The sequence below is a fragment of the Gemmiger sp. An120 genome, from assembly GCF_002160955.1.
In the GTDB taxonomy this organism is placed as follows: domain Bacteria; phylum Bacillota; class Clostridia; order Oscillospirales; family Ruminococcaceae; genus Gemmiger_A; species Gemmiger_A avium.
The window spans coordinates 66023-88301 of the sequence record NZ_NFLN01000005.1 but is presented as its reverse complement, the minus strand read 5'-3'; the positions used below and the strand labels follow the sequence as shown (position 1 = coordinate 88301).

The window sequence follows — 22279 nt, the reverse complement described above, 5'->3', positions numbered from 1 at the left end:
TCAGAAAGCCTCCAGATGATAGGGTCGCCGCAATTCGTCATAGGCCGCCAGGCTCACCGGGTCGATGGGCTTGTTCTGCTGGCGCATCCACAGGATATTCTGCCCCAGGCTTACCGCCATAGCCCGGTCCAGATCCTGGGCCAGCAGGGCGCGCAGCCAGTCTACCTCAGGGTAACTGCGCTCGGCGCTGCACATATCGGCCAGGTAGATGATCTTGTCCAGCCGGGTCATGCCCGGTTTTCCGGCAGTGTGGTTGGCGATGGCGCTCAGGACCTCCTCGTCCTGCACGCCCCACCGGTGCTGTGCCAGAAGCGCCGCGCAGATCCCGTGCCACACGGGCACCGGCCGCTGGGCGGCACCTTTTGCTATTATAGCATTATCCTGCAATATCTGCAATAATTCCGCCTTGGGGCGTTCTTTTGCGATATCGTGCAGCAGAGCGGCCAGGGCCGCCTTGTCCGGGTCGGCCCCGTACTGCTTTGCCAGCTTGACCGCCAGCTTTTTCACGTTGAGGGTATGGGTATACCGCTTGTCGCTCAGGGTACGCTTGGCCAGGCGGCGGGCCCCCTCGATGGAGATGGTGGGATGGGGCCGGTACAGATCATACCGGCGGATGATCTCCCGGGCCTGGGGCGGGATGTTCTTGCGGCCGCGGCCGCTGCGGATCTCGCTGCTGGACACTTCCAGCGGGGTACCGCCGGCAAATACCACCCGGCCGCCCTTCTGTTCCAGCCCGGCCGCGGCGGCAGCCAGCTGTTCCTCGTCCCCTTCCCGGCGGCTCTGTACCACCAGAATGGTGCGGGCCAGCAGCTGCTGCCAGTCCTTCCACCCGGTAAAGGATAGCAGCATGTCGCTGCCCACCGTGAGGAAGATCTGCGCGCCGGGGAACCGGTTTTCCAGCATGGCCACCGTGTCGATGGTGTAGCTGGCGCCGCCCTGCTCGATCTCCCAGCTGCTGACCTCCAGATCAGGGAAGATGGGCTCAAAGCAGCGGCACATGGCAAGGCGCAGATCCGGCGCGGTGGTGCTGGGACTTTTGTGGGGCGGCAGGCAGGCGGGCATCACCACCACCCAGTCGGGCGCGACGGCCCGGATGGCCTGCTGCAGCAGATGGATATGGCCGTTGTGGGGCGGATCAAAGGTGCCCCCGAACAGCAGAACTCGCATAACAAACGCCGCCTTTTACTTCAGGATATCGGTGAATTTGCTGTCCTTATCCTTCTGCAGGAACAGCACAAACTTGGAGCCGATCACCTGCACCACTTCGGCGCCGGTGGCTTCGGCCAGAACGTTGGCGGCCTCGCGGGCGCTGTACAGGCTGTTGTCCAGCACCTTCATCTTGATCAGTTCCCGGGCGGCCAGACAGTCGGCGGTGGACTTGATCAGGGTTTCGTCGATCTCCCCCTTGCCCACCTGAAAGACCGGGTCCAGGGTGTTGGCGGCGCCGCGCAGGGCCGCCCGCTGTTTGCTGGTAAGCATGAATTTCTTCTCCTTGTCAACTCACGCGCCCACGGCGGGGCGCTGGGCCTGGATTCGGATTATACGGATTCGCAGCCGGCCAGAAATTCCGGCAGCGCCTGCTGCAGCCGGGCCAGGGCGTGGCCCCGGTGGCTGATGGCGTCCTTCTGCTCATCGGCCAGCTCGGCGTAGGTAAGCCCCTCGCTGTTGGGGCGGGTGGTGCCGTCCGGCAGGCCCACCCCGTCGGGCACAAAGAGCGGGTCGTAGCCGAAGCCGTTGGTACCCCGGCGCTCGAAGATCACCCGGCCCGGGCAGTCGCCGGTGACCACCAGGTCCCGCCCGTCGGGCATCCACAGGCAGACCGCCGACACAAAGCGGGCGGTGCGCTGCCCTTCCGGCACATCGGCCAGTTCGGCCAGCAGCTTGTCGTTGTTGGCCTCGTCGTCCCCGTGGCGGCCGCAGTACCGGGCGCTGTAGACGCCGGGCGCGCCGCCCAGCGCGTCCACCTCCAGGCCGGAGTCATCGGCCACGGTGGGCAGACCCGCCAGGGCGCTGATGGTTTGGGCCTTGATGCGGGCATTCTCCGCAAAGGTGGTGCCGGTCTCTTCCGGCTCGCAGGTGATGCCCAGCTCCTTCTGGCTTTTGACCTGATGGCCCTGGGCCTCCAGAATGCGGCGCAGTTCCTTGAGTTTGCCGGCGTTGCCGGTGGCGGCGCAGATCAGCATGGGGAGGGCTCCTTTCTTAAGTACGAATCGGCCGGCGCTATCGTTGCGGCCGTTTTGTGAACATTTTGAAAATTTGCCGGCGGGTTTACTTCTCCCCGCCCAGCAGACCGTCCGCAAAGGCGCGGGGATCGAACTCCATCAGGTCGTCGATGCCCTCGCCCACCCCCACGAACCGGACCGGCAGGCCCAGCTTGTCCTTGACGGCGATGACGCTGCCGCCCTTGGCGGTGCCGTCCAGCTTGGTGAGGATGATACCGGTGGCCCCGGCGGCGTCGATGAACTGGCTGGCCTGGTTGATGGCGTTCTGGCCGGTGATGGCGTCCAGTACCAGGAAGGTCTCCACGCTGGCGGTCTCGCTGGCCTTTTTCACCGAACGGCTGATCTTGGAAAGCTCGTCCATCAGGTTCTTTTTGTTATGCAGGCGGCCGGCGGTATCGCAGATGACCAGGTCATAGCCCCGGGCCTCGGCGGACTTGACCGCGTCGAAGATCACGGCGGCGGGGTCGGCCCCCTCGCCCGCCTTGACGATGGGCACACCGGCCCGGCCGGCCCAGACCTCCAGCTGTTCGGTGGCGGCGGCGCGGAAGGTATCGCCCGCGGCCAGCATGACCTTGCGGCCCTGGCCCTTGTACAGGGCGGCCAGCTTGGCGATGCTGGTGGTCTTGCCCACCCCGTTGACCCCGATCACCAGCACCACGGCCGGATGACCGGACAGATCCAGCGGACGGTCGGCGGCCAGATGCTCGGCCACCAGGTCTTTCAGGGTTTCCAGCGCTTCTTCGCCGGTGCGGATGTGGCGGCTTTCCACCGTGCGGCGCAGCTGTTCCACCAGCTGGAAAGCGGTGTCGGCCCCCACGTCGGCCAAAATCAGCTGTTCCTCCAGCTCATCGTACAGATCATCGGTGATCTGGCTGCCGATCAGTTTGTTGCGGATCGCGCCGAAAAAGCCCGTGCGGGTCTTTTTCAGGCCGTCGTCCAGTTTTTTCTTGTTGCCAAACAGGCCCATGATGGGCACCTCCTTACATAGATCAGGATACCAGGGTGGCATCCACCTCGTCCAGGTCCAGACGCAGCAGCTTGGACACGCCGTCCTCCTGCATGGTCACACCGTAGAGCACGTCGGCGGCTTCCATGGTGCCGCGGCGGTGGGTGATGACGATGAACTGGGTGCGGTCCGAAATGCGGCGCAGGTACTGGGCGTACCGGGCCACGTTCACGTCGTCCAGCGCGGCCTCGATCTCGTCCAGGATGCAGAAGGGCGAGGGGTTGACCGCCAGGATGGCGAAGTAGATGCAGATGGCCACCAGCGACTGCTCGCCGCCGGAAAGGGCCGCCAGGTTCTTGATGACCTTGCCCGGCGGGGAGACCTGGATGTCGATGCCGCTTTCCAGCACGTTCTCCTCGTCCGACAGGGTCAGCCGGGCGGTGCCGCCGCCGAACAGTTCGGCAAAGATGCGGGCAAAGTTGATGTTGATCTGCTTGAAGTTGGCGGTGAAGATCTCTTTCATCTCCCCGGCCAGCTCGGCGATCAGGCGGGTCAGCTCGGCCTTGCTCTTTTCCACATCCCGCACCTGGCTGCGCAGAAACTCAAACCGCTCGCTGACCTCGGCGTATTCTTCAATGGCGCCCACGTTCACGTTGCCCAGCGCCCGGATCTTGCCCCGCAGCTCCTGCACCTCCCGGCGCAGGTCGGCGGCGCTTTCAAAGGGCACGCACTGGCCCTCCGCGTCGTGGGGGGTCAGCTGGTATTCCTCCCAGAGCTTGGCCACCGTCTGGTCGTAATCGGTTTCGGCGGCGGCTTTGCGCTCGGTCAGGCGGGCCATCTCTTGGCTCATCTTTTCCCGCTGGTCGGTCACATTGCGGGACTGCTGGGACTGCCTGGTGGTGAGGCCCTCCTGGATCATGCGGGCCTCGGTGGCGGCGCGGATGGCCTGTTCCACCTGGTTGATCCGCTCGTTGGCAGCGGCCTTTTCCGCCTGGATGGCGGCCACGTCCGCCCGGTTCTTCTCGTTGAGCTGCTCCAGCGCGCCGATGCTGCGTGCCAGTTCCCGGGCGCGGGCGGCGTTCTCGCCGGTACGGCTTTCCAGGTTCTCGATAGCGGCCCGGTGCATGTCCCCGTCCTTTTCCGCGCCCAGACGGGCCAGACGCTTCTCGCTCAGCTCGTCGGACAGGCGGGCCCGGGTGGCCAGGAACTCGTCGTCGCTGCCGGCCAGGTCGGCCAGCTGGGCTTCCAGATGGGCGATTTCCTCCCCCAGCCGGGCATCCTCTTCGGCGGCGGCCCGGGCCTGGGCACGGGCAGACTCGATGCGCCCGGCCAGCTGCTCGTTCTCGGCCTCCAGCCCGGCCAGGGTCTCGTCGGCCTGGGCCAGGGCGTTTTTCAGCCGCTCGCACTCCATCTCGGCGCGGATCTTGTCCCCGCCGGCGGTGATGGCTTCGCTGCCGGTGGCGGTGAGCTCGGCGGTGAGGGCGTCCACCTCGGCTTTCCACTTGTCGGTGGATTCCCGGGCCTGCTCCTGCTTTTTATCCAGTGCTTCCAGCTTGGCTTTCAGTTCGTCGATCTCCTGCTTGCGGCTGAACACGCCCGCGGTGCGGGACACGCTGCCGCCGGTGAAGGAACCGCCCGCGTTGACCACCTGGCCGTCCACCGTGACCACCCGGTTGCGGTAGCGCAGTTCCCGGGCCACGCGGCTGGCCTCGTTGATGTCTTCCACCACGATGATGCGGCCCAGCAGGTTATCCACCACGGCGGCGTAGCGGGCGTCGGCCTGCACCAGGTCGGCGGCCACCCGGGCCCCGGCGGGCAGCGGGCCGGAGAACCGGCTGCCCTGCACCGTATCCAGCGGCAGGAAGGTGGCGCGGCCGGATTTGGTATCCCGCAAAAAGGCGATGGCCGCTTTGGCGGAGGTTTCCCCTTCCACCACGATGTTCTGCATGGCAAAGCCCAGGGCGGTCTCGATGGCCATCTCATACCCCGGTTCCACCGTGAGCACCGTGCCCACCGGGCCGATGATCCCCCGCAGCCGCCGTTCCCGGGCGGCGCGCATGACGGTTTTGACGCTCTGCTGGAAACCGTCCATGTTCCGTTCCAGATCCCGCAGCACCTGCAGCCGCTGCTGGGCGGCCTCGGCCTGCCGCTGCAGGGACTGTTCGGCCGCGTCGGCCTGTTCCAGCTGACGACGGCGGCTGTCCAGCTTCAGCTGCAGGCCGCCCTTGATGTTCTCCAGCCTTGTGACCGTCTCGCACACCTGGGCCAGATAGGCTTCGGTATCGGCCTGCTCGGTGCGCAAAGCCTCCCGCTGGGCGCGGGCGGTTTCCAGTTCCGCGGCGGCGGCGGTCTGCCGCTCCCGGGCCTGTTCCCCGGCGCCGGCGGCGGACGCCGCCTGCACCCGCAGGCCGGTCTGCCGGTCGGTCAGTTCCGCCAGCTGGGCGGTCAGCTGACCCCGGCGCTCGCCGGTGGCCTGGCTGCCCTCCTGGATCTGGCACAGACGCTCCTCCAGGCGGGCAATGGCCTCGTCCAGCTGGGCGCACCGGGCGGCGGCCTCCTCACAGGCGGCCTGCTTCTCGGCGATCTGGGCCGCGATGGCCTCCTTGCCCGCCTGCCCCTGCTCGATCTCCCCGCGCAGGGAGGCGATGGTGGTTTCGTTATGGGCGATGTCGTTGTTCAGCACGGCGATGCGGCTGTCGCTGCCGGCCATCTCCTCGGTGATGGCCCGGATGTCCGCGTTGCGCCGCTCGATCTCCACCGTGTACTGCTGCACCCGGCGGCGGATCTCCTCGGTTTCGGCGTCGATGGACTCCAGCTCGGCGGTGAGCCGGTCGTAGTCCGCCTGGGCGGTCTCGAACCGGCGCTGCTGTTCCCGCACCGTTTCCCGGCTGCGGCGGATGTTGTCCACCCAGAGGGTGATCTCCCGCTCCTTGCGGCGGGCGCTCAGTTCCAGGAACTGCTGCGCCTTCTGGCTCTCCTTTTCCAGGGGGCCCACCCGGGATTCCAGTTCGGCCAGAATATCCCGCAGACGGACCAGGTTGTCCTCGGCCCCGGCCAGACGGCGCTCGGCCTCGTTTTTCCGGTACCGGTAGCGGGCAATGCCGGAGGCCTCCTCAAAGATCTCCCGGCGCTCGTTGCTTTTGGCGCCCACGATCTCGGCGATGCGGCCCTGGCTGATGATGGAGTAGCCGTCCCGGCCCACGCCGGTGTCCAGAAACAGCTCGTAGATATCCTTGAGCCGCACGTTCTGGCCGTTGATGGTGTACTCGCTTTCGCCGCTGCGGTAGTACCGGCGGCCGATGGTCACCTGATCCGCGTCCACGTCGATGCGGCGGTCCAGGTTGTCCATGGTCAGGTTGACCATGGCGTAGCCCATAGCGCCCCGGGTCTGGGTGCCGCCAAAGATCACGTCCTCCATCTTGCCCGCACCGCGCAGCTGCTTGGAGCTGGTTTCGCCCAGCACCCAGCGGATGGCGTCGGATATATTGCTTTTGCCGGAACCGTTGGGCCCCACCACGGCGGTGATGCCCGGCCCGATCTTGATCTTGGTGCGATCCGGGAAACTTTTGAAGCCCTGGATCTCCAGTTCCTGTAATACCATTCGCGCGCTCCTAACCTAAACGGGATCAGGAGGTCAGGCCCATCAGGGCCAGCGCCTCCCGGGCGGCGTGCTGCTCGGCCGCCTTTTTGCTGTGGCCGGACCCCCGGCCGATGCAGTTGGAGTTCAGATACACCGCCACCACAAACCGCTTGTCATGGTCGGGGCCGGTCTCCTGTTCCACCTCGTAGCGCAGACGCTCCTCGGGGTTCTGCTGGATGACCTCCTGCAGCTGGGTCTTGTAGTCGGCCTCGGCGGTCTTGCCCTCGGTGATGAAGGGCAGGATAAAGGCGCGGGCCACCTCGATGCCGCCGTCCAGATACAAAGCGGCGATCAGCGCCTCAAAGGCGTCGGACACCACGCTGGGCCGGGTGCGGCCGCCGCAGCGTTCCTCGCCCTTGCCCAGACGCAGGTACCGGCCCAGCTCGATCTCCTGGGCAAAGTTGAACAAAGCGCTCTCACACACCAGGCTGGCCCGGGCGCGGGTAAGTTCCCCTTCCGGCCGGTCCTTCCACTGGTGGAACAGATGATCCGCCACCACGATGGAGAGCACGCTGTCCCCCAGAAACTCCAGCCGCTCGTTGTGGTGCACCGGGGTGCGGCTCTCGTTGGCGTAGCTGGTGTGGGTGAGGGCAGTCTCCAGCAGGGTGGGGTCCTTAAAGGTATAACCGATGGTTTTTTCCAAAGGATGCATTATTCTTCTTCCTCATCTGCGGGGGCAGTCTGGGCCAGGGCGGCGGCCATGGTGCCCACCATATCGTTTTCCACGCAGATCACCGCCTGGCGGATGGCGTTCTCGATGCCGCGGGCCTTGCTGCTGCCGTGGGCCTTGATGACCGGCCGGGCGGTGCCCAGCAGCGGCGCGCCGCCCACTTCCTCGCTGTCCATCTTCTTTTTCAGCTGCTTCATGCCGCCCAGCATGGTGGCGGCGCCCAGCTTGGTGAGCAGGTTGGCCATCATGACCTGTTTGACCATGCCCAGCAGGCTGCGGGCCAGCCCTTCGGTGAGTTTCAGGATCACGTTGCCGGTGAACCCGTCGCAGACCACCACGTCCGCATCGCCGGAGGGGATGTCCCGGGGCTCGATGTTGCCCACAAACCGGATGGCGGTGTTGGCTTTGAGCCGCTGGTGGGCCTCTTTATACAAAGGGGTGCCCTTGGTTTCCTCGGCGCCGTTGTTCACCAGCGCCACGGCGGGGCTTGCCACCCCCATGACCTTGTTCATATACACGCTGCCCATCACGCCGAAGGCTTCCAGCATGGCGGGGCGGCATTCCACGTTGGCGCCGCAGTCCATGAGCAGGTAGGGCTTTTTGGCGCCGGGGATGACGCTGGCCAGGGCCGGGCGCTTGACCCCTTTGATGGTGCGCACGATCAGGCTGCTGCCCACGTGCAGCGCGCCGGTGGAGCCGGCGGACACAAAGGCGTCGCCCTGGCCCTCGGCCAGCATCCGCAGGCCCACCACCAGGCTGGAATCCTTTTTGCGGCGGATGGCCCGGGCGGGCTCGTCGCACATTTCGATAACCTCGGTGGCGTTCACCAGCTCGATGCCGGTCAGGTCCAGGTTTTCCGCCTTGGCGCAGGCCTGGATCTCATCCACCCGGCCCACCGCCACCAGCTGCACGCCGAAGCGCCGGGCGGCACAGATGCCCTTGAGGATTTCCGCGGGGGCGTTGTCGCCGCCCATGGCGTCTACGATGATCTTCACCTTGCTCCTCCCCTTTATATAAACTTTCATGTTGCTTCTCCTGTCTGGTCAGCCCTCGCCGCCGGCCTCGTTCAGCCAGGCTTTCATGGAGGCCACGGCCCGGTCGGCCAGGGCGGCGTACCGCAGCCGCTTGTCCCGCACCGGCTCGGCCAGCGGGGGCAGCAGACCCATATTGGCCCCCATGGGCTGGAAGTTGGCGTTGGGGGCGGTGATGTATCCGGTCAGGGCCCCGCACATGGTATCGGCGGGCAGGGCCGGCAGGGTCTGCCCGTTCAGGGCGGCCCAGATATGCCGGGCGGCCAGCAGGCCGCAGGCGGCGCTTTCCATATAGCCCTCAAAGCCGGTGATCTGCCCGGCAAACCAGATGCCCGGATGCTGTTTCAGCTGCAGATCCGCGCCCAGCACCTGGGGGCTGTTCAGGAAGGTATTCCGGTGCATGACCCCGTAGCGGGCAAACTCGGCGTTTTCAAGGCCCGGAATCATCCGGAACACCCGCTTCTGCTCGCCGAATTTCAAATTGGTCTGGAAACCCACGATGTTGAACAGGGTACCTTCGGCGTTCTCCCGGCGCAGCTGGACGTTGGCCCAGGGCCGGTGGCCGGTGGCCGGGTCCCGCAGGCCCACCGGGCGCAGGGGCCCGAACCGCATGGTATCCGCCCCGCGGGAGGCCATGACCTCGATGGGCATACAGCCCTCATAGACCGTGACCGGCCCGTCGAAGCCGTGCAGAGGGGCCCGCTCTGCGCTGACCAGCGCCGCGTGGAACGCCTCGTACTCCTCCTTATTAAAGGGGCAGTTCAGGTAATCCGCGTCCCCCCGGTCGTACCGGCTGGCCGCGAAGATGCGGTTCCTGTCCAGGCTTTCGGCGGTGACGATGGGGGCCGCCGCGTCGTAGAAGGACAGGCTCTCCCCACCGGTAAGGCGGGTGATCTGCCCGGCCAGCGGGTCCTTGGTGAGGGGGCCGGTGGCCACCAGGGTGGGCAGAGCCGGGTCGGGTTCCAGGGTATCGGCCACTTCCCGGCGCAGGGTGATGCCCGGGCATTCGGTCACCGCCTGGGTGACCAGAGCGCTGAACTGGTCCCGATCCACCGCCAGCGCGCCGCCGGCGGCCACCCGGGCCTGTTCGGCGGCGGGCAAGATGTGACTGCCCAGCAGCCGCATCTCGGCCTTGAGCAGGCCGGAGGCGGAATCCAGCCGCTCGGCTTTCAGGCTGTTGGAGCAGACCAGCTCCGCGAAGCCCTCACTTTTATGGGCGGGGGAAAAATGCAGGGGCTTCTGCTCCCACAGTTCCACCTCCACGCCCCGGGCGGCCAGCCAGAGGGCCGCTTCGCAGCCCGCCAGCCCGGCGCCCAGTACACGGACCTTACTCATGGTTTTCCCCCTTGCGCACCTGCTTTTCAAAGCCGCAGCCCTCCTTGGCGCAGTAGAGCTTGCCGCCTTTCTTGAACAGGGTGGCGCCGCACTTTTCACAGGTATCGGGCACCGGCTCGTCCCAAGTCATGAAATCGCACTGGGGATAGCCCTCGCAGCCGTAGTAGACACGGCCCTTGGCGCTGCGGCGCTGCAGCATCCGCCCGCCGCACTTGGGGCAGCGGCCGCCGGTATCCTTGACAAGGCGCTTGGTGTTCTGGCATTCCGGGAAGCCCGGGCAGGCCAGGAACTTGCCGTACCGGCCGGTCTTGATGACCATGCGGCGGCCGCACTTTTCGCAGATCTCGTCGCTTTCCTCGTCGGGCACCTTGACCTTTTTGCCCTCCATGTTCTTCTCGGCCTGCTCCAGCGACTGCTCGAAGCCCTTGTAGAACACGTCCACCGTCTTGCGCCAGTCGGCCTGGCCGCTTTCCACCTTATCCAGGTTGCGTTCCATCTCGGCGGAGAAGCCCACGTCCACGATGTCAGGGAACTGCTCCATCATCAGCTCGTTGATGGTGCGGCCCAGCAGGGTGGGTTTGAGCTTTTTCTGATCCCGTTCCACATAGCCCCGGTCGATGACGGTGCTGATGGTGGGGGCGTAGGTGGAGGGGCGGCCGATGCCGTTTTCCTCCAGCGCCCGGATCAGGCTGGCCTCGGTGTACCGGGCCGGGGGCTGGGTGAATTTCTGCTCGCTCTTGAGTTCCCGCAGCTTCAGCACCTGGTCCTTTTCCAGCGGGGGCAGGGCGGTTTCCTTCTTTTCCTTTTCGTCGGTGGCCTCCTCGTAGAGGGCGGTGAAGCCATCGAAAGTAACCACATAGCCGCTGGCCCGGAACAGATAGTCCCCGGCGGTGATGCCCACGCTGACGGTGTCCTGCAGGCAGTCGCTCATCTGGCTGGCGATAAACCGGCTCCAGATCAGGCGGTAGAGCTTGGCGGTGTCGCCGGTGATGCTCTTGTCCACCTCGTCGGGTGTCAGGCTGGGCACACTGGGCCGGATCGCCTCGTGGGCGTCCTGGGCGGCGGTGGCGCTTTTGGTTTTATAGGTGCGCTTGTAGGCGCAGACGTAGTCCTGGCCCCAGCGCTCGCCGATATAGGCCTTGGCCCCGGCCACCGCTTCGTCCGACACACGCAGGCTGTCGGTACGCATATAGGTGATCAGACCCATCATGCCATGCCCGGCCACCTCCACGCCTTCGTACAGGGTCTGGGCGGCGCGCATGGTGCGGGCGGCGGTGAAGCCCAGCCGGCGGCTGGCCTCCTGCTGCAGGGTACTGGTGATGAACGGGGGCGCGGGCACCTTTTTGCGGGTGCCTTTTTCCAGGCTGGTGACGGTGTAGTCCTGGCCCTCCAGCGACGTGCGGATGGCCTCGGCCTGCTCGCCGTTCTTGACCGTCAGCTTTTTGCCGGCGGCGGTGGAGGTGAGCCGGGCGGTGAACTTGCGGCTGCTGCCCGGGGGCGAAAGCAGCGCGTCCAGGTTCCAGTATTCCTCGGGCTGGAAGGCTTCGATCTCCTTTTCCCGGTCCACGATCAGCCGCACAGCCACGCTCTGCACACGGCCGGCGGAAAGCCCCCGGCGCACCTTGCGCCAGAGGAAGGGGCTCAGCTTATAGCCCACCAGACGGTCCAGCACCCGGCGGGCCTGCTGGGCGTTGAACAGGTTGGTGTCGATGACCCGGGGATGGGCCATGCCCTCCTGCACGCCTTTCTTGGTGATTTCCCCGAAGGTGACCCGGTCGGGGGCGTCCAGCGGCAGGCCCAGAATGTTGGCCAGATGCCAGCTGATGGCTTCCCCCTCCCGGTCCGGGTCGGTGGCCAGGAACACTTCGTCCGCCTTTTTGGCGGCGGCTTTCAGTTCCTTGATGAGTTTTTCCTTGCCCTTGATGCTGATATACTGGGGTGTGTAGTCATGTTCCACATCAATGCCCATCTGGCTGGCGGGCAGGTCCCGGATGTGGCCCATGCTGGCGGTCACTTCATAGCCGTCGCCCAGGTATTTGCCGATGGTCTTGGCCTTGGCGGGCGACTCCACAATGACAAGCTTTGCCATAGTCGTCTCCTTGTTGTTGATTTATCCACGCCGCTGGTAGCGGCGGCCGGCCAGCGCGTCGATACGCCCGGCCAGTTCCAGCTGGGTGAGGGCGGCCAGAAGGGCGCCCGCGCTCAGCGTGCTTTCCTGTTTGAGTTGTTCAAATCCCTTGGGGGTGGGGCCCAGCAGGGCCAGCACCCGGCCCGCGTCCCCGGCGGGGAGCGGTGCGCGGCGGGATTTTGCCGCGGCAGGGGCGGTCAGGCCCAGCGGTTCCAGCACATCCGCGCCCCGGCAGACCGCCCGGGCCCGGTTTTCGGCCAGCAGGGCGTTGGTGCCCTCGCTGAGGCTGCTGAAGATGCTGCCGGGCACCGCGTACACTGGCCGGCCATACCGCTCAGCATGGCGCACGGTGCTCATGGTGCCGCTTTTGTGGCGGGCTTCCACCACCACCAGCGCGTCGCTCAACGCGGCGATCAGCCGGTTGCGCTGCAGAAAGCTGGCGGCAAAGGTCTGGGCGCCGGGGCCGTATTCGCTGAATACCGCCCCCTGCCGCTCGATGCGGCCGCGCAGAACCCGGTTGGCGGCGGGGTAGGTCTTGTCGATGGCGCAGCCCAGCACCCCCACCGTAAGTTCGCCCGCGTCCAGGGCGGCAGCATGGGCCTGGCTGTCCAGCCCGTCGGCCAGACCGCTCACCAGCACCGCACCGCCCCGGGCCATCTCGCCGCCCAGGCGGGCGGCGGCCTCCACCCCATAGGGGCTGGGACGGCGGCTGCCCACCATCCCCACCAGGATGCGGTCGGTCAGCAGGCCCGGCTCGCCGGTGGCATAAAGCAGCACCGGCAGGTCCGGAATGGCCAGAAAGGCCGCGGGATAATCCGGATGCCCGGGATACAGCAGCTGCACCCCCAAACGGTGGCAGGCGGCCAGTTCCCGGTCGCAGTCCGCCGGGTCCAGGCTTTGCAGCCGGTCCAGCTGGGGCGGGGTGAGAAAAGCGGAGAAGTCCTCGGCAAAGCGAGCGTTCAGGATCGTCTCGGCATCGCCGTACACAGCCAGCAGATCACCGGCGTTTTCGGCGGCGGGGCCCAGCACCCGGGCCAGCCAGAGCCAGCAGCGTTCCGGGTCCATCAGGCGCCCCCTTTGCGGAAGTGCCACAGCAGCACGCTGCCGGCCACCCCCGCGTTCAGGCTTTCTACCAGCGGGCTGATGGGGATGCGTACTGCCGCGTCGCAGGCGGCAATGGCGGCGTCGGTCAGGCCCTGGCCCTCGCTGCCGATAACCAGGCAGACCCCGCCGGGCTGGGCCGGGTCGACCTCATCCAGCGGGCGGCTGTTGTAGAGGGCCGCTGCCAGGCAAGCAATGCCCGCGGCTTTCAGCTCATGCAGCATATCCGGCAGGCAGGGCACCCGCACCAGCGGCAGACGGCCGCAGGCCCCCATGGAGGCCCGCAGGGTTTTGGGAGAAAAGGGGTCGGCGCAGGCGCCGCCCAGAATGACAGCGTCGTACCCGAAGGCGGCGGCGCTGCGCACCAGCGCCCCCACATTGCCCGGGTCCTGCACGTTTTCCAGCGCCAGATAACGCCCGCCCGGCGCCGGGAATCCGGCGGGCGGCGGCGGAAAGCCAAACACCCCGAACACCCCCTGGCTGGAGGGCACACCGGCCAGCTTTTCGGCCACATGGTCGGCGATGGTGTAGCGTTCCCCGTCCAGTCCGGCCAGAGCGGGGGTGTGTTCCAGCGCACGGGCCGTAGTATATAATACCTTTAAAGGGCAGGTTTTGGCAAGTTCCAGGCAGAGCTTTGAGCCCTCCGCCAGAAAGGATTGCTCCGATTGGCGGAAGGCTGCGCTCTGTGCCAGTTTACAGGCATATTTGATCCGGGCATTGTCCCGGCTGGTGATGTCCGGCTGCTGCATAGCATCAGGCCCTTCTGTGTCGAATTTGGGTGCAAAAAGGGGCAAATACAAAAGCGACGCCCGCGCGCACAAGGCGCGGGCGTTTCGCTTGACGTAATTACAGAGCCTTCTTGGCGGTCTCCACCAGAGCGGCAAAGCTCTGAGGATCATGGATAGCCAGCTCGCTGAGCATCTTGCGGTTCAGCTCAACGCCGGACTTCTTCAGGCCGTTCATGAAGCTGGAGTAGTTCATGCCCAGAGGACGAACCGCGTTGTTGATGCGGGTGATCCACAGGTTGCGGAACTGACGCTTCTTCTGCTTGCGGCCGATGAAGGCGTAGTTGCCGCTCTTCATGACCTGCTGTTTGGCCATCTTAAAATGCTTGGACTTGCTGCCATAGTAACCCTTGGCCAGCTTCAGGGTCTTCTTCCGACGTTTGCGGGTCATCATCGCGCCTTTGATACGAGCCATTGTTTATATCTCCTTTTCAGTCACAATCTTAGAGGGCGGCCGGGGCCGCCGGGATCAGAAGCCGCTGAACCTTACGCTCAGGCGTAGGGCAGCATATGCTTGACGGCGGCGCTGTTGGTCTTGTCAGCGTAGCTGCTCTTGCGGAAGCCGCGTTTCAGCTTGGTGGTCTTCTTGGTGAGGATGTGGCTGCGGAACGCATGGCCGCGCTTCACCTTGCCGTTCTTGGTGAGCTTGAAGCGTTTTTTCGCACCGGAATGGGTCTTGATCTTAGGCATTGTTTGTTCCTCCTAAAGAATTTACTTGTTCTGGTTGGGGGCGGGGCTCATGAACATGAGCATGCTGCGGCCCTCCAGCTTGGGCTGTTTGTCCACCACGGCGCCGGGCAGAGCCTCGGCAAACCGCTTGTGCACTTCCAGGCCCAGATTGGTGTGCGCCATCTCGCGGCCGCGGAAGCGGATCGACACCTTGAGCTTGTGCCCGGCCTTGAGGAATTTCGCAGCCTGGTTCACCTTGGTGTTGAAGTCATTCGTGTCGATGTTCAGCGAAAGGCGGATCTCCTTGACGTCGATCACCTTTTGGTTCTTCTTGGCTTCCTTTTCGCGTTTCTGCTGTTCAAAGCGGTACTTGCCGTAGTCCAGGAACTTGCACACCGGGGGCTGCGCCTGCGGGGCGATCTTCACCAGGTCCAGGTTCTTTTCTTCGGCCATGCGCAGCGCCTCGCGGGTGTTCAGCACACCCAGCTGGCTGCCGTCTTCCGCGATGACTCGCACCTCACGGTCACGAATAGCCTCGTTGATCTCCAGTTCCTTTTTGCCGTTCGTAGCGATTGTAATACACCTCCAACTCAAAACAAAATCTGTGGCCAATACACACAAGAAAAAACGCGGCTGCCGGAAAGCAGCCGCGCGCAATACACACGTAATCCGCCCCAAAGGGGCTTATACCGTATGACCCGGGCCGTGATTCGACCGCAAGGTGAGCGCGGCGGCAAGCCGACTGCTGCTTTCTTTACCGGTCTATCATAGCACACGCGCCGCGGGGTGTCAAGCGGTTTTTGCAGGATTTTTCTCATCCTTCCTCTTTCGGCACATCAATCTCCTGCTCCAGCTCGAAGCTGTAGATGGTGCAGCGGGTGACCGGCACCGGCAGGCGGGCGGCCAGGGCGCGGGCGTAGAGGCGCAGCTGGGCGCCGTAGCGGCGGATCAGTTCCGGGGGCGTGACCCGGCGATCGGTCTTGTAGTCCACGATCTCGGCATGGTCGGCAAAGAGCAGCACCAGGTCGGCCACGCCCTGCACCAGGGTTACGGCGCCATCCAGGGCGGGGTCGCTCTCCCCCGCTACCCGGGCGGCGGGCAGGGCGGTGATGAAGGCATACTCCCGCAAGGCCTTTTCAGCGCTTTGGATGCGGCGGAACAGCCCGCTTGCAAAGAAGGCCCGCAGCTTGTCCAGGTCCATCTGGTCGGCCAGTTCCGGCGCGATGCGCTGTTCGGCCCGCTGGCGGGCCAGCTCGGCGGCCGGGTCGGCGGCGGCGCGGGCCAGGTCCGCCTGCTGCAGGAAGGCGTGCAGCGCGGTGCCCCGTTCCGCCCCGGACAGGCCGCTCTTGCTCATGAAGGCGGGCCGGGCGGGCAGGACTTCCTGCTGGCCGTGGGTGAGGGCGGTGACGCTGACCTTGGCGGGCACCCGGGTCAGGGCCTGACCGGGATAGCGCCAGGCGAACTGCTCCGCCAGCCGCCGAGCCAGGACCGGGTCGGGTGTCGGCGCGGGCGGCGGGGCGGCGGGCGCGGTTTCCGCGGCGGGGGCCGGGGCCTGCAGGCCGATGGTGATGCGGCTGACCGTATCGGCGGGCAGCAGCGGACAGCCGGCGGCGGTGCGCAGTTCCCGCCCGTCTGGATGCAGCAGAGCGGCGGTCAGGTACCACTCGCCCGGGCTCTGGGCCTGGGCCAGGCTGTACTCGTCCGGGCCCAGGGCGCTTAGGCGCAAAGCCAGGCGGCCCAGCTCCTTTTCCGGGTCGGCCAGAGGCACGGTGACGATGAGCCGGTCTTTTGCTCTGGTGAGGGCCACATACTGCACCCGCATCTCCTCGCTCAAAGATTCGGCCCGCAGCTGCCGCTGCACCGCCCGGTGGGCGGCGGTGGGATAGGTGCCGCCCCGGCCCGGCGCGCGCAACACCAGGCCCACACCCAGCCGGGCATGGGGCAGCAGTTTTTCGCTCAGGTCCCGCAGATTGAACCGGCGGGCGGTATCCGCCACGAACACAATGGGGAACTCCAGCCCTTTGGAGCGGTGCACCGTCATGATGGCCACGCAGCCGGGGCGGCTTTCGCCCCCGCCGGTCTGGGTCAGGCCGTCCCCCTCGGCGGCGGCGTCCAGCGCGCGCACCAGGGCGGGCAGACCCGCCCGGCCTGCCCCGGACGCCCAACGGGCAAAGGTGAGCAGATCCTCCCGGCGGCGCAGGCCGTTTTCCATGGCGCCCACCGCGGCCAGGTAGCCAGTGCGGGCAAAAATTTCTTCCAGCAGCCGGTCCACCGGCAGGGTGCGGGCCAGACGGCGCAGCCCCTGCAGGCGGGCAAAGAAGGCGGCGGTCTGCTCGTCTGCGGCGGCGCACACCGCCCCGTACAGGCTGCCCTCCGGGAAAGCCGCCCGCAGCCGCACCAGGTCGTCCGGGGTGAAGCCGCCCAGCGGGCTGAGCATCACCGCGGCCAGGTATACATCCTGGGCGGGGTTGTCCAGCACCCGCAGCAGCGCGGCCACCGGGCGCACCTGTACCGCCTCCAGCAGGTTTTCGGTGGTGTCGGCGTAGACCGGGATGCCCGCCTGCTCCAGCTTGTCCAGATAGGCGTCCATGTTGGCGCGGCTGCGCAGCAGGATGCAGAAATCCCCCCAGTTGCAGGGGCGCTCCCCCTCTTTATCCCGCACGGTGACGCCGCTCTCCACCATCTCCCGGATGCGGCGGGCCACATAGTCCGCGTCAGCGGCGGGCCCGGCGGCAGGAACAGCCTGGATTTCACAGCTGCCCTCAAAGCCGTGGGTATCGGCCCCGGGCACCAGCCGCTGGCCGTCCCCGTACTCCACCCCGCCCAGGCGGGGGCTCATCAGGGTGGCAAAGCAGTAGTTGATGCCCCGGATGACCCCCGGCGCACTGCGGAAGTTGGCGTCCAGCGCCAGCCTGGCGGGCCAGCCCTGGTCCAGCGGCACAAAGGCGGCCAGCTTGTCCAGAAATACCTGGGGGTCCGCCTGGCGGAACCGGTAGATGCTCTGTTTCAGATCGCCCACAAAGAACAGGTTGCTCCCGTCCGGCCGGGCCAGACAGTGGTAGAGCGCGTCCTGCAAAGCATTGGTGTCCTGGTATTCGTCCACCATGACCACATCGAACCCGGCGCTGACCGTTTCGGCCAGCGGGGTACGGGTGCCGTCCTCGTTCTGCAGCAGCCGCAAAGCCAGGTGTTCAAAGTCGGAAAAGTCCAGGGTCTTTTCCTCTACCCGGGCGGCAAAGAAGGTCTTTTCAAAGTCCGCGGTAGCCCGCAGCAGCGCGGCCACCAGCGGGGCGGCCCGGCGGCGGTCCTCCTCAAATTCGGCGGCGGTGCAGAGCAGCAGATCCCGGGGCAGCCGCTCCATGACCGATTTGGCCTCCTTGCGCAGGGCCTTGATCTGGTCGGTTTCCAGGCAGGCGGAGTTCTTGATCGAGGGCAGCCGGGCCTGAGAAAAGCCCGCCGCCAGGCTGACGGCGCTGTCCCAGTCCCGGGCGGCGAGGGCGCCCTCCAGACACTCCATCCGCTCCAGATCCTCTTTCAGGGGGGCGGCATACTTGTCCAGCGGGGCGGTTAATTCCTCGGCCACCGCCAGGGCGGCCCGGGTCAGGCGCAGGGCCTGGCCGCAGGCGCGGGCGGCCTCGTCCAGCAGCACCGCCGCCCAGCGGGTGGAGGCAAAGGGGGCGTCGCTGGCCCATTCCCGGCCCAGCTGCTCCAGCGCCTGGCCGAAATGGGGCAGGGTGCGGGCAAAATCATGGATCGCCAGTACCGCCGCACCCGCCGCCCGGTCGGTGCGGCTGCGGCCGTACAGGTCGGCAAAGGCGCGAAAATCCGGGTCCTGGTAGGCCCGTTCCAGCGTTTCGTCCAGCGCGGCGGCCCGCAGCGCCAGCAGGTCGGTCTCGTCGGCGGTGGTAAAATCCGGCGGGATGTCCAGCTGATGGAAATGGCTGCGCAGCAGCTGCAGACAAAAAGCGTCGATGGTGCAGATAGCGGCCTTTTGCAGCAGCAGGCGCTGGCGGCGCAGACGCAGAGAACCGGGGTCGGCCACCAGGCGGGCGGTGAGCGCGTCCCCGATGCGGCCCCGCAGCTGGGCGGCGGCCGCATTGGTAAAGGTGACGATCAGCAGCCGGTCGGCGCTGACCGGCTGGTCCGGGTCGCAGAGCATCCGCACCACCCGTTCCACCAGCACGGCGGTTTTGCCGCTGCCGGCGGCGGCGCTGATCAGCAGGGCCCCGCCCCGGGATTCAATGGCCCGGCGCTGGGCTTCGGTCCAGTTAACGCTCATTCCTCGCTCACCTCCTCAAATACCTTGTCCGGGGCCTGCACCGGCACCTCCCGGCGGCCCTCCTCGTGGCCGCAGACGGCGCGGTAGTCGCACCAGCGGCAGGGGGGCCGGTCTCCTTTATAATGGGCTTCGGCCTCGATGCGGCCGCTGTACAGCCCCCGGGCCATCTCTACCAGCAATCCGTCGATGTGCTGCTGGATGCGGCCCAGCTTTTCCAGGCTGGCCAGTTTTTTGGTGGCCCGGGGCTTGCCGGTCTTTTCATTAAAGGTAAAGGGCACGAACCGGCCGGTGGCCCCGGAGTCCATAGCCAGAATCACCGCGTCGTCCTGCAGCACCAGCCCGTCCACCTGGTAGGGCTGGGTATCGGCGGCCTCCTGCCGGGTACCGGACAATGGCGCCGGGTCAGCCAGGATGTAGGACACCCCGGCGGGTTCCGGGCTGGCAAACGCGCCCTGCCGGGTCAGGGTGAACAGGTAGATCAGCATCTGGCAGTTCAGGCCGTTGTAGACCGCGTCCAGGCTGAAGGTCTTGGTGCCGGTTTTGTAGTCCACCACCCGCAGGTAGGTGTGGCCGTCTTTTGTAAAGGTGTCCACCCGGTCAATCTGGCCGATCACCTGGATGGTCTGGCCCTCCGGTGTGGTCAGGGTCACCGGCGGCACCGCGTCCGCCCCCATGCCGATGGACAATTCAAAGGCCGCGGGGGTGAACTCGCCCTGCCGCTGTTCCTCCTGCAGGTAGGCCAGCAGGGCGGCCACGTTGTCCTCCAGCCGGGCGATGAGATACTCCATCCGAGTGGTCAGGCCGGGCATATTGGCCTGCACATACTCCTCGGTGAGGGTGTGGGCCAGGGCGGCCAGCTGGTCGGCGGTCAGGTCCACAAAGCCCGGGCCGCTGCGGCGCAGGGCCTGTTCCAGCACAAAGTGCACCAGGGTACCGGTCTGGTCGGCGGAGAGCTCGGCCTTTTTGCGGGGCTTGACCTTTAACACATATTCCATAAAGTAGGCAAAGCGGCAGGTATAGTACCGCTCCATCCGGCTGGGAGAGATCCGCAGCGAGGACCCCAGCAGCCGGGCCAGGGCATCGGTGTCCTGGGCGGCGAAGTCCTCCGGGTGGGCGGCCCGCTCCATGGCGGCCAGGGCGGGGGCCATCTCGGGCCGGGCAGCCAATGCCTGCCGCAGCGCGGGGGCGGGGCCGCCCGCCTGCTGCCAGGTCTGGCCCAGCGCGTCCAGGGCCGCGTCGGGGGTGGGTGCATAGTCAGCAGGGGTCAGGTCAGGCGGCGCGGGATGCAGCCGCTTGACCGCCGCGGACAACGCACTGGTAAGCGGGGTGCCCGCCGCGCCCTCGCACCAGGAGAGCCACAGCCCCTTGCCGGCGGCGGTGATGGCTTTATAGAAATAGCCCTGCTCGCCCATGACCCGGTTTTCAAAGCTGTCCAGCATCTCCACCCCCTGACCGATCAGGGCGTCCCGGTCGGCGTGGGTGAGCAGACCGGCACCGCCGGGGGCCTGGGGGAACTGCCCCTCTCCCAATCCCACCACAAAGCAGTAGTCGGCATCCTCCAGGCCCATGCGGCGGGCGGTGGTCAGGATGACCGCGTCCAGGGTCTGGGGGATACGGCCCAGATCGGTGGCCCGCAGCAGCAGGCCGAACAATTCGTCGTACTCGGCGGGGGTGAGCTCATCCTCCCCCACCAGACGGTCCATCTGATCCAGCAGGGCGCAGACGGTGTTCCATTCCCGCACCGCGTCGGCGGCGGCCAGGTAGCCCTCCCCCTGCTGGGCGCGCAGTTCCCCGGCCAGCTGTGCCAGCCGCCGGGGCGCGCCGAGGGAATCCAGCAGCAGCCAGACCGCCCGGCTCAGGGCGGCGGCATTGGTATCCCCCTTGATTCGCTGCAAAAACCGTTCAGCGGCCCCCACCACAAAGGCGCGGGCCTGCTCGGCCAGTTCCAGCTGGCGGGCGGCTTCCCCGTCCAGGCGGCCGCCGAACCCCTCCGGCGAGCGGGTAAAGGGCGCGCGCCAGTCGGCGGCGCGCAGCTGCCAGGTGTAGGCGTAGTTTTCCAGGGCGCAGCAGGCTTCCTCCGGCAGGTCACACAGGCCGGATTTTACCAGGGCCAGCAGCGGCTCGCTGGCAAGGCCGCGGCGGGCCAGGCCCAGCGCCGCCCGCACCATCAGGGCAGGGGCAGAGTGCTCGGCGGTGACAGCCTCGTCGCAGAACAGCGGGATATCCGCCAGCCGGAAAGCGTACCGCACGGCGGGCAGGTAGTCCTCGGCGGTGCGGCAGATCACCGCCATCTTCCGGTAGGGTATCCCCTGCCGGGCCAGTTTCTGCACGGCGGCGGCCACGGCGGCGGCCTCCTGCTGGGGGCCGGGATACGAGGACAGGGTGATCTCCGGGGCTCCCAGCTCTTCACAGTCCCCCTGCCAGAGCAGCTGCCCCAGCCGGGCCAGGCCGGGGGCGGTTTTGTGGCGCTCGTCCCCGGTCAGAACTACCGGGGCGGCGCAGCGCACCTCCCGGCGGCGGGCGTCGTCCAGCAGCAGGGCGGCCACCCGCTTGGCGCGGCTGAACAGGCCCAGGCCCTGTTCCGGGTCGGCCAGGCCGTCGGCGCACAGGGCCACCGTCATCTCCTCGGCTGCGGGCAGAATGGCCTCCAGCAGCCGGTATTTGGAAGCGTTGAAGGCGTCGAACTCGTCCACAAATACCGCCTGCCCGGCAAAGAAATCCGGTTCCAGGCGGCGGGCGGCGGTGTCCACCCGGTCCTCCGGGTCCATGGCGGAACGGGCCAGCAGGGCTTCGTAGGCGGTGAAGATCAGGCCCAGTTCCTGCAATTTTTCGTTGCCGGGGCCCAGGCGGCGGGCAATCTCCAGAAAGCGCGGGCCGTCCAGCCCGGCGTTTTTCAGCTCCCGGATGGTATCGGCGGCCATCTGGCAAAAGGCCGCGCTGCGCTTGTGGCGGCCGAAGCAGACGATCTCGTCCCCCAGGGAGGCCACCGCCCGGCGGATCAATACCGCCCGGCCCGCGTCGTCCAGGGTGCGCACCGCCGCGCCGCCGTACCGCTGCAGCAGCGCCTCGGCCAGGGAGGTAAAGCTGTAGCTGGTCACAAAACCGGATAATTCGTCCCCCAGCAGGCGGTAGAGCCGCCCCTCGGTGGAGGAGGTAAACTGTTCAGGCACCAGCAGGATACTGCGTTTTCCCGCGCGGGCGCGTTCCAGGATACGGGTATAAAGGGTATGGGTTTTGCCGGAACCGGACGGCCCCAACACCAGCTGCAGCATAGCTTGCCACCTCGTTTTCTGTATGGGATAAATGTATTATACCACAGCCCCCGATGGGGCAAAAGGGGCGGGGCGGCGCACAAATTTGTCACCTTTTCCACAGAAAAGCTTAAGCTGTTTATAACAAATTGCACACAAACCGCCGGTATACTAGGGGCAAGCTTTTGGAGGCGGCCACGAAACCGCTGCCCCGAAGCGGAA

General features: G+C 66.6%; 16 protein-coding genes. All 16 read right to left on the bottom strand.

The features are described 5' to 3' along the window. Nucleotides 1-1167, bottom strand: coding sequence for a bis(5'-nucleosyl)-tetraphosphatase (symmetrical) YqeK (gene yqeK / locus B5E65_RS06235; RefSeq protein WP_087170906.1), 1167 nt, complete (start codon nucleotides 1165-1167; stop codon nucleotides 1-3). A 15-nt stretch (nucleotides 1168-1182) separates the two neighbouring features. Further along, nucleotides 1183-1479, bottom strand: coding sequence for a YhbY family RNA-binding protein (locus B5E65_RS06230; protein ID WP_087170905.1), 297 nt, complete (start codon nucleotides 1477-1479; stop codon nucleotides 1183-1185). Nucleotides 1480-1538: 59 nt separating this feature from the next. Further along, nucleotides 1539-2183, bottom strand: a complete 645-nt coding sequence (rdgB, locus tag B5E65_RS06225; RefSeq protein ID WP_087170904.1) for an RdgB/HAM1 family non-canonical purine NTP pyrophosphatase — start codon at nucleotides 2181-2183, stop codon at nucleotides 1539-1541. Nucleotides 2184-2268: 85 nt separating this feature from the next. Beyond that, nucleotides 2269-3189, bottom strand: a complete 921-nt coding sequence (ftsY, locus tag B5E65_RS06220; protein WP_087170903.1) for a signal recognition particle-docking protein FtsY — start codon at nucleotides 3187-3189, stop codon at nucleotides 2269-2271. A gap of 22 nt (nucleotides 3190-3211) precedes the next feature. Continuing rightward, on the bottom strand, nucleotides 3212-6769 hold the full coding sequence (smc, locus tag B5E65_RS06215) for a chromosome segregation protein SMC (RefSeq protein WP_087170902.1): 3558 nt from the start codon (nucleotides 6767-6769) through the stop codon (nucleotides 3212-3214). A 25-nt stretch (nucleotides 6770-6794) separates the two neighbouring features. After that, nucleotides 6795-7463, bottom strand: coding sequence for a ribonuclease III (gene rnc, locus B5E65_RS06210; protein ID WP_087170901.1), 669 nt, complete (start codon nucleotides 7461-7463; stop codon nucleotides 6795-6797). Continuing rightward, nucleotides 7460-8473 carry a phosphate acyltransferase PlsX gene (plsX, locus tag B5E65_RS06205; RefSeq protein WP_087170900.1) on the bottom strand — a complete coding sequence of 338 codons (1014 nt, stop codon included), beginning with the start codon at nucleotides 8471-8473 and terminating at the stop codon, nucleotides 7460-7462. Before plsX ends, rnc begins: the two co-directional genes overlap by 4 nt. Before the next feature lie 48 nt (nucleotides 8474-8521). Beyond that, nucleotides 8522-9844, bottom strand: a complete 1323-nt coding sequence (gene trmFO, locus B5E65_RS06200; RefSeq protein ID WP_087170899.1) for a methylenetetrahydrofolate--tRNA-(uracil(54)-C(5))-methyltransferase (FADH(2)-oxidizing) TrmFO — start codon at nucleotides 9842-9844, stop codon at nucleotides 8522-8524. Then, nucleotides 9837-11933, bottom strand: coding sequence for a type I DNA topoisomerase (topA, locus tag B5E65_RS06195; protein WP_087170898.1), 2097 nt, complete (start codon nucleotides 11931-11933; stop codon nucleotides 9837-9839). The genes trmFO and topA overlap by 8 nt, the downstream gene beginning before the upstream one ends. Nucleotides 11934-11954: 21 nt before the next feature. Continuing rightward, nucleotides 11955-13037: a DNA-processing protein DprA gene (gene dprA, locus B5E65_RS06190; RefSeq protein ID WP_087170897.1), complete on the bottom strand. Its 1083-nt coding sequence runs from the start codon at nucleotides 13035-13037 to the stop codon at nucleotides 11955-11957. Further along, nucleotides 13037-13822, bottom strand: a complete 786-nt coding sequence (locus tag B5E65_RS06185; protein WP_087170896.1) for a TrmH family RNA methyltransferase — start codon at nucleotides 13820-13822, stop codon at nucleotides 13037-13039. The genes dprA and B5E65_RS06185 overlap by 1 nt, the downstream gene beginning before the upstream one ends. Nucleotides 13823-13919: 97 nt before the next feature. Beyond that, nucleotides 13920-14273, bottom strand: a complete 354-nt coding sequence (rplT, locus tag B5E65_RS06180; protein ID WP_087170895.1) for a 50S ribosomal protein L20 — start codon at nucleotides 14271-14273, stop codon at nucleotides 13920-13922. A gap of 77 nt (nucleotides 14274-14350) precedes the next feature. Next, nucleotides 14351-14548 (bottom strand): 50S ribosomal protein L35, encoded by a 198-nt coding sequence (gene rpmI / locus B5E65_RS06175; protein ID WP_087170894.1) that lies wholly within the window; start codon nucleotides 14546-14548, stop codon nucleotides 14351-14353. A 21-nt stretch (nucleotides 14549-14569) separates the two neighbouring features. Then, nucleotides 14570-15121 (bottom strand): translation initiation factor IF-3, encoded by a 552-nt coding sequence (gene infC / locus B5E65_RS06170; RefSeq protein WP_242957492.1) that lies wholly within the window; start codon nucleotides 15119-15121, stop codon nucleotides 14570-14572. 220 nt (nucleotides 15122-15341) lie between these two features. After that, nucleotides 15342-18806: a UvrD-helicase domain-containing protein gene (locus B5E65_RS16700; RefSeq protein ID WP_087170893.1), complete on the bottom strand. Its 3465-nt coding sequence runs from the start codon at nucleotides 18804-18806 to the stop codon at nucleotides 15342-15344. After that, a complete protein-coding gene (locus tag B5E65_RS06160; RefSeq protein ID WP_087170892.1) occupies nucleotides 18803-22078 on the bottom strand; it encodes a PD-(D/E)XK nuclease family protein in 3276 nt (1091 codons plus the stop codon). The genes B5E65_RS16700 and B5E65_RS06160 overlap by 4 nt, the downstream gene beginning before the upstream one ends. Nucleotides 22079-22279 lie beyond the last annotated feature (201 nt).

What these genes read in the sequence shown, in the direction of transcription:
- yqeK (WP_087170906.1), bottom strand. Translation starts at nt 1,167, where the DNA reads ATGCGAGTTCTGCTGTTCGGGGGCACCTTTGATCCGCCCCACAACGGC.
- B5E65_RS06230 (WP_087170905.1), bottom strand. Translation starts at nt 1,479, where the DNA reads ATGCTTACCAGCAAACAGCGGGCGGCCCTGCGCGGCGCCGCCAACACC.
- rdgB (WP_087170904.1), bottom strand. Translation starts at nt 2,183, where the DNA reads ATGCTGATCTGCGCCGCCACCGGCAACGCCGGCAAACTCAAGGAACTG.
- ftsY (WP_087170903.1), bottom strand. Translation starts at nt 3,189, where the DNA reads ATGGGCCTGTTTGGCAACAAGAAAAAACTGGACGACGGCCTGAAAAAG.
- smc (WP_087170902.1), bottom strand. Translation starts at nt 6,769, where the DNA reads ATGGTATTACAGGAACTGGAGATCCAGGGCTTCAAAAGTTTCCCGGAT.
- trmFO (WP_087170899.1), bottom strand. Translation starts at nt 9,844, where the DNA reads ATGAGTAAGGTCCGTGTACTGGGCGCCGGGCTGGCGGGCTGCGAAGCG.
- topA (WP_087170898.1), bottom strand. Translation starts at nt 11,933, where the DNA reads ATGGCAAAGCTTGTCATTGTGGAGTCGCCCGCCAAGGCCAAGACCATC.
- dprA (WP_087170897.1), bottom strand. Translation starts at nt 13,037, where the DNA reads ATGGACCCGGAACGCTGCTGGCTCTGGCTGGCCCGGGTGCTGGGCCCC.
- B5E65_RS06185 (WP_087170896.1), bottom strand. Translation starts at nt 13,822, where the DNA reads ATGCAGCAGCCGGACATCACCAGCCGGGACAATGCCCGGATCAAATAT.
- rplT (WP_087170895.1), bottom strand. Translation starts at nt 14,273, where the DNA reads ATGGCTCGTATCAAAGGCGCGATGATGACCCGCAAACGTCGGAAGAAG.
- rpmI (WP_087170894.1), bottom strand. Translation starts at nt 14,548, where the DNA reads ATGCCTAAGATCAAGACCCATTCCGGTGCGAAAAAACGCTTCAAGCTC.
- B5E65_RS16700 (WP_087170893.1), bottom strand. Translation starts at nt 18,806, where the DNA reads ATGAGCGTTAACTGGACCGAAGCCCAGCGCCGGGCCATTGAATCCCGG.
- B5E65_RS06160 (WP_087170892.1), bottom strand. Translation starts at nt 22,078, where the DNA reads ATGCTGCAGCTGGTGTTGGGGCCGTCCGGTTCCGGCAAAACCCATACC.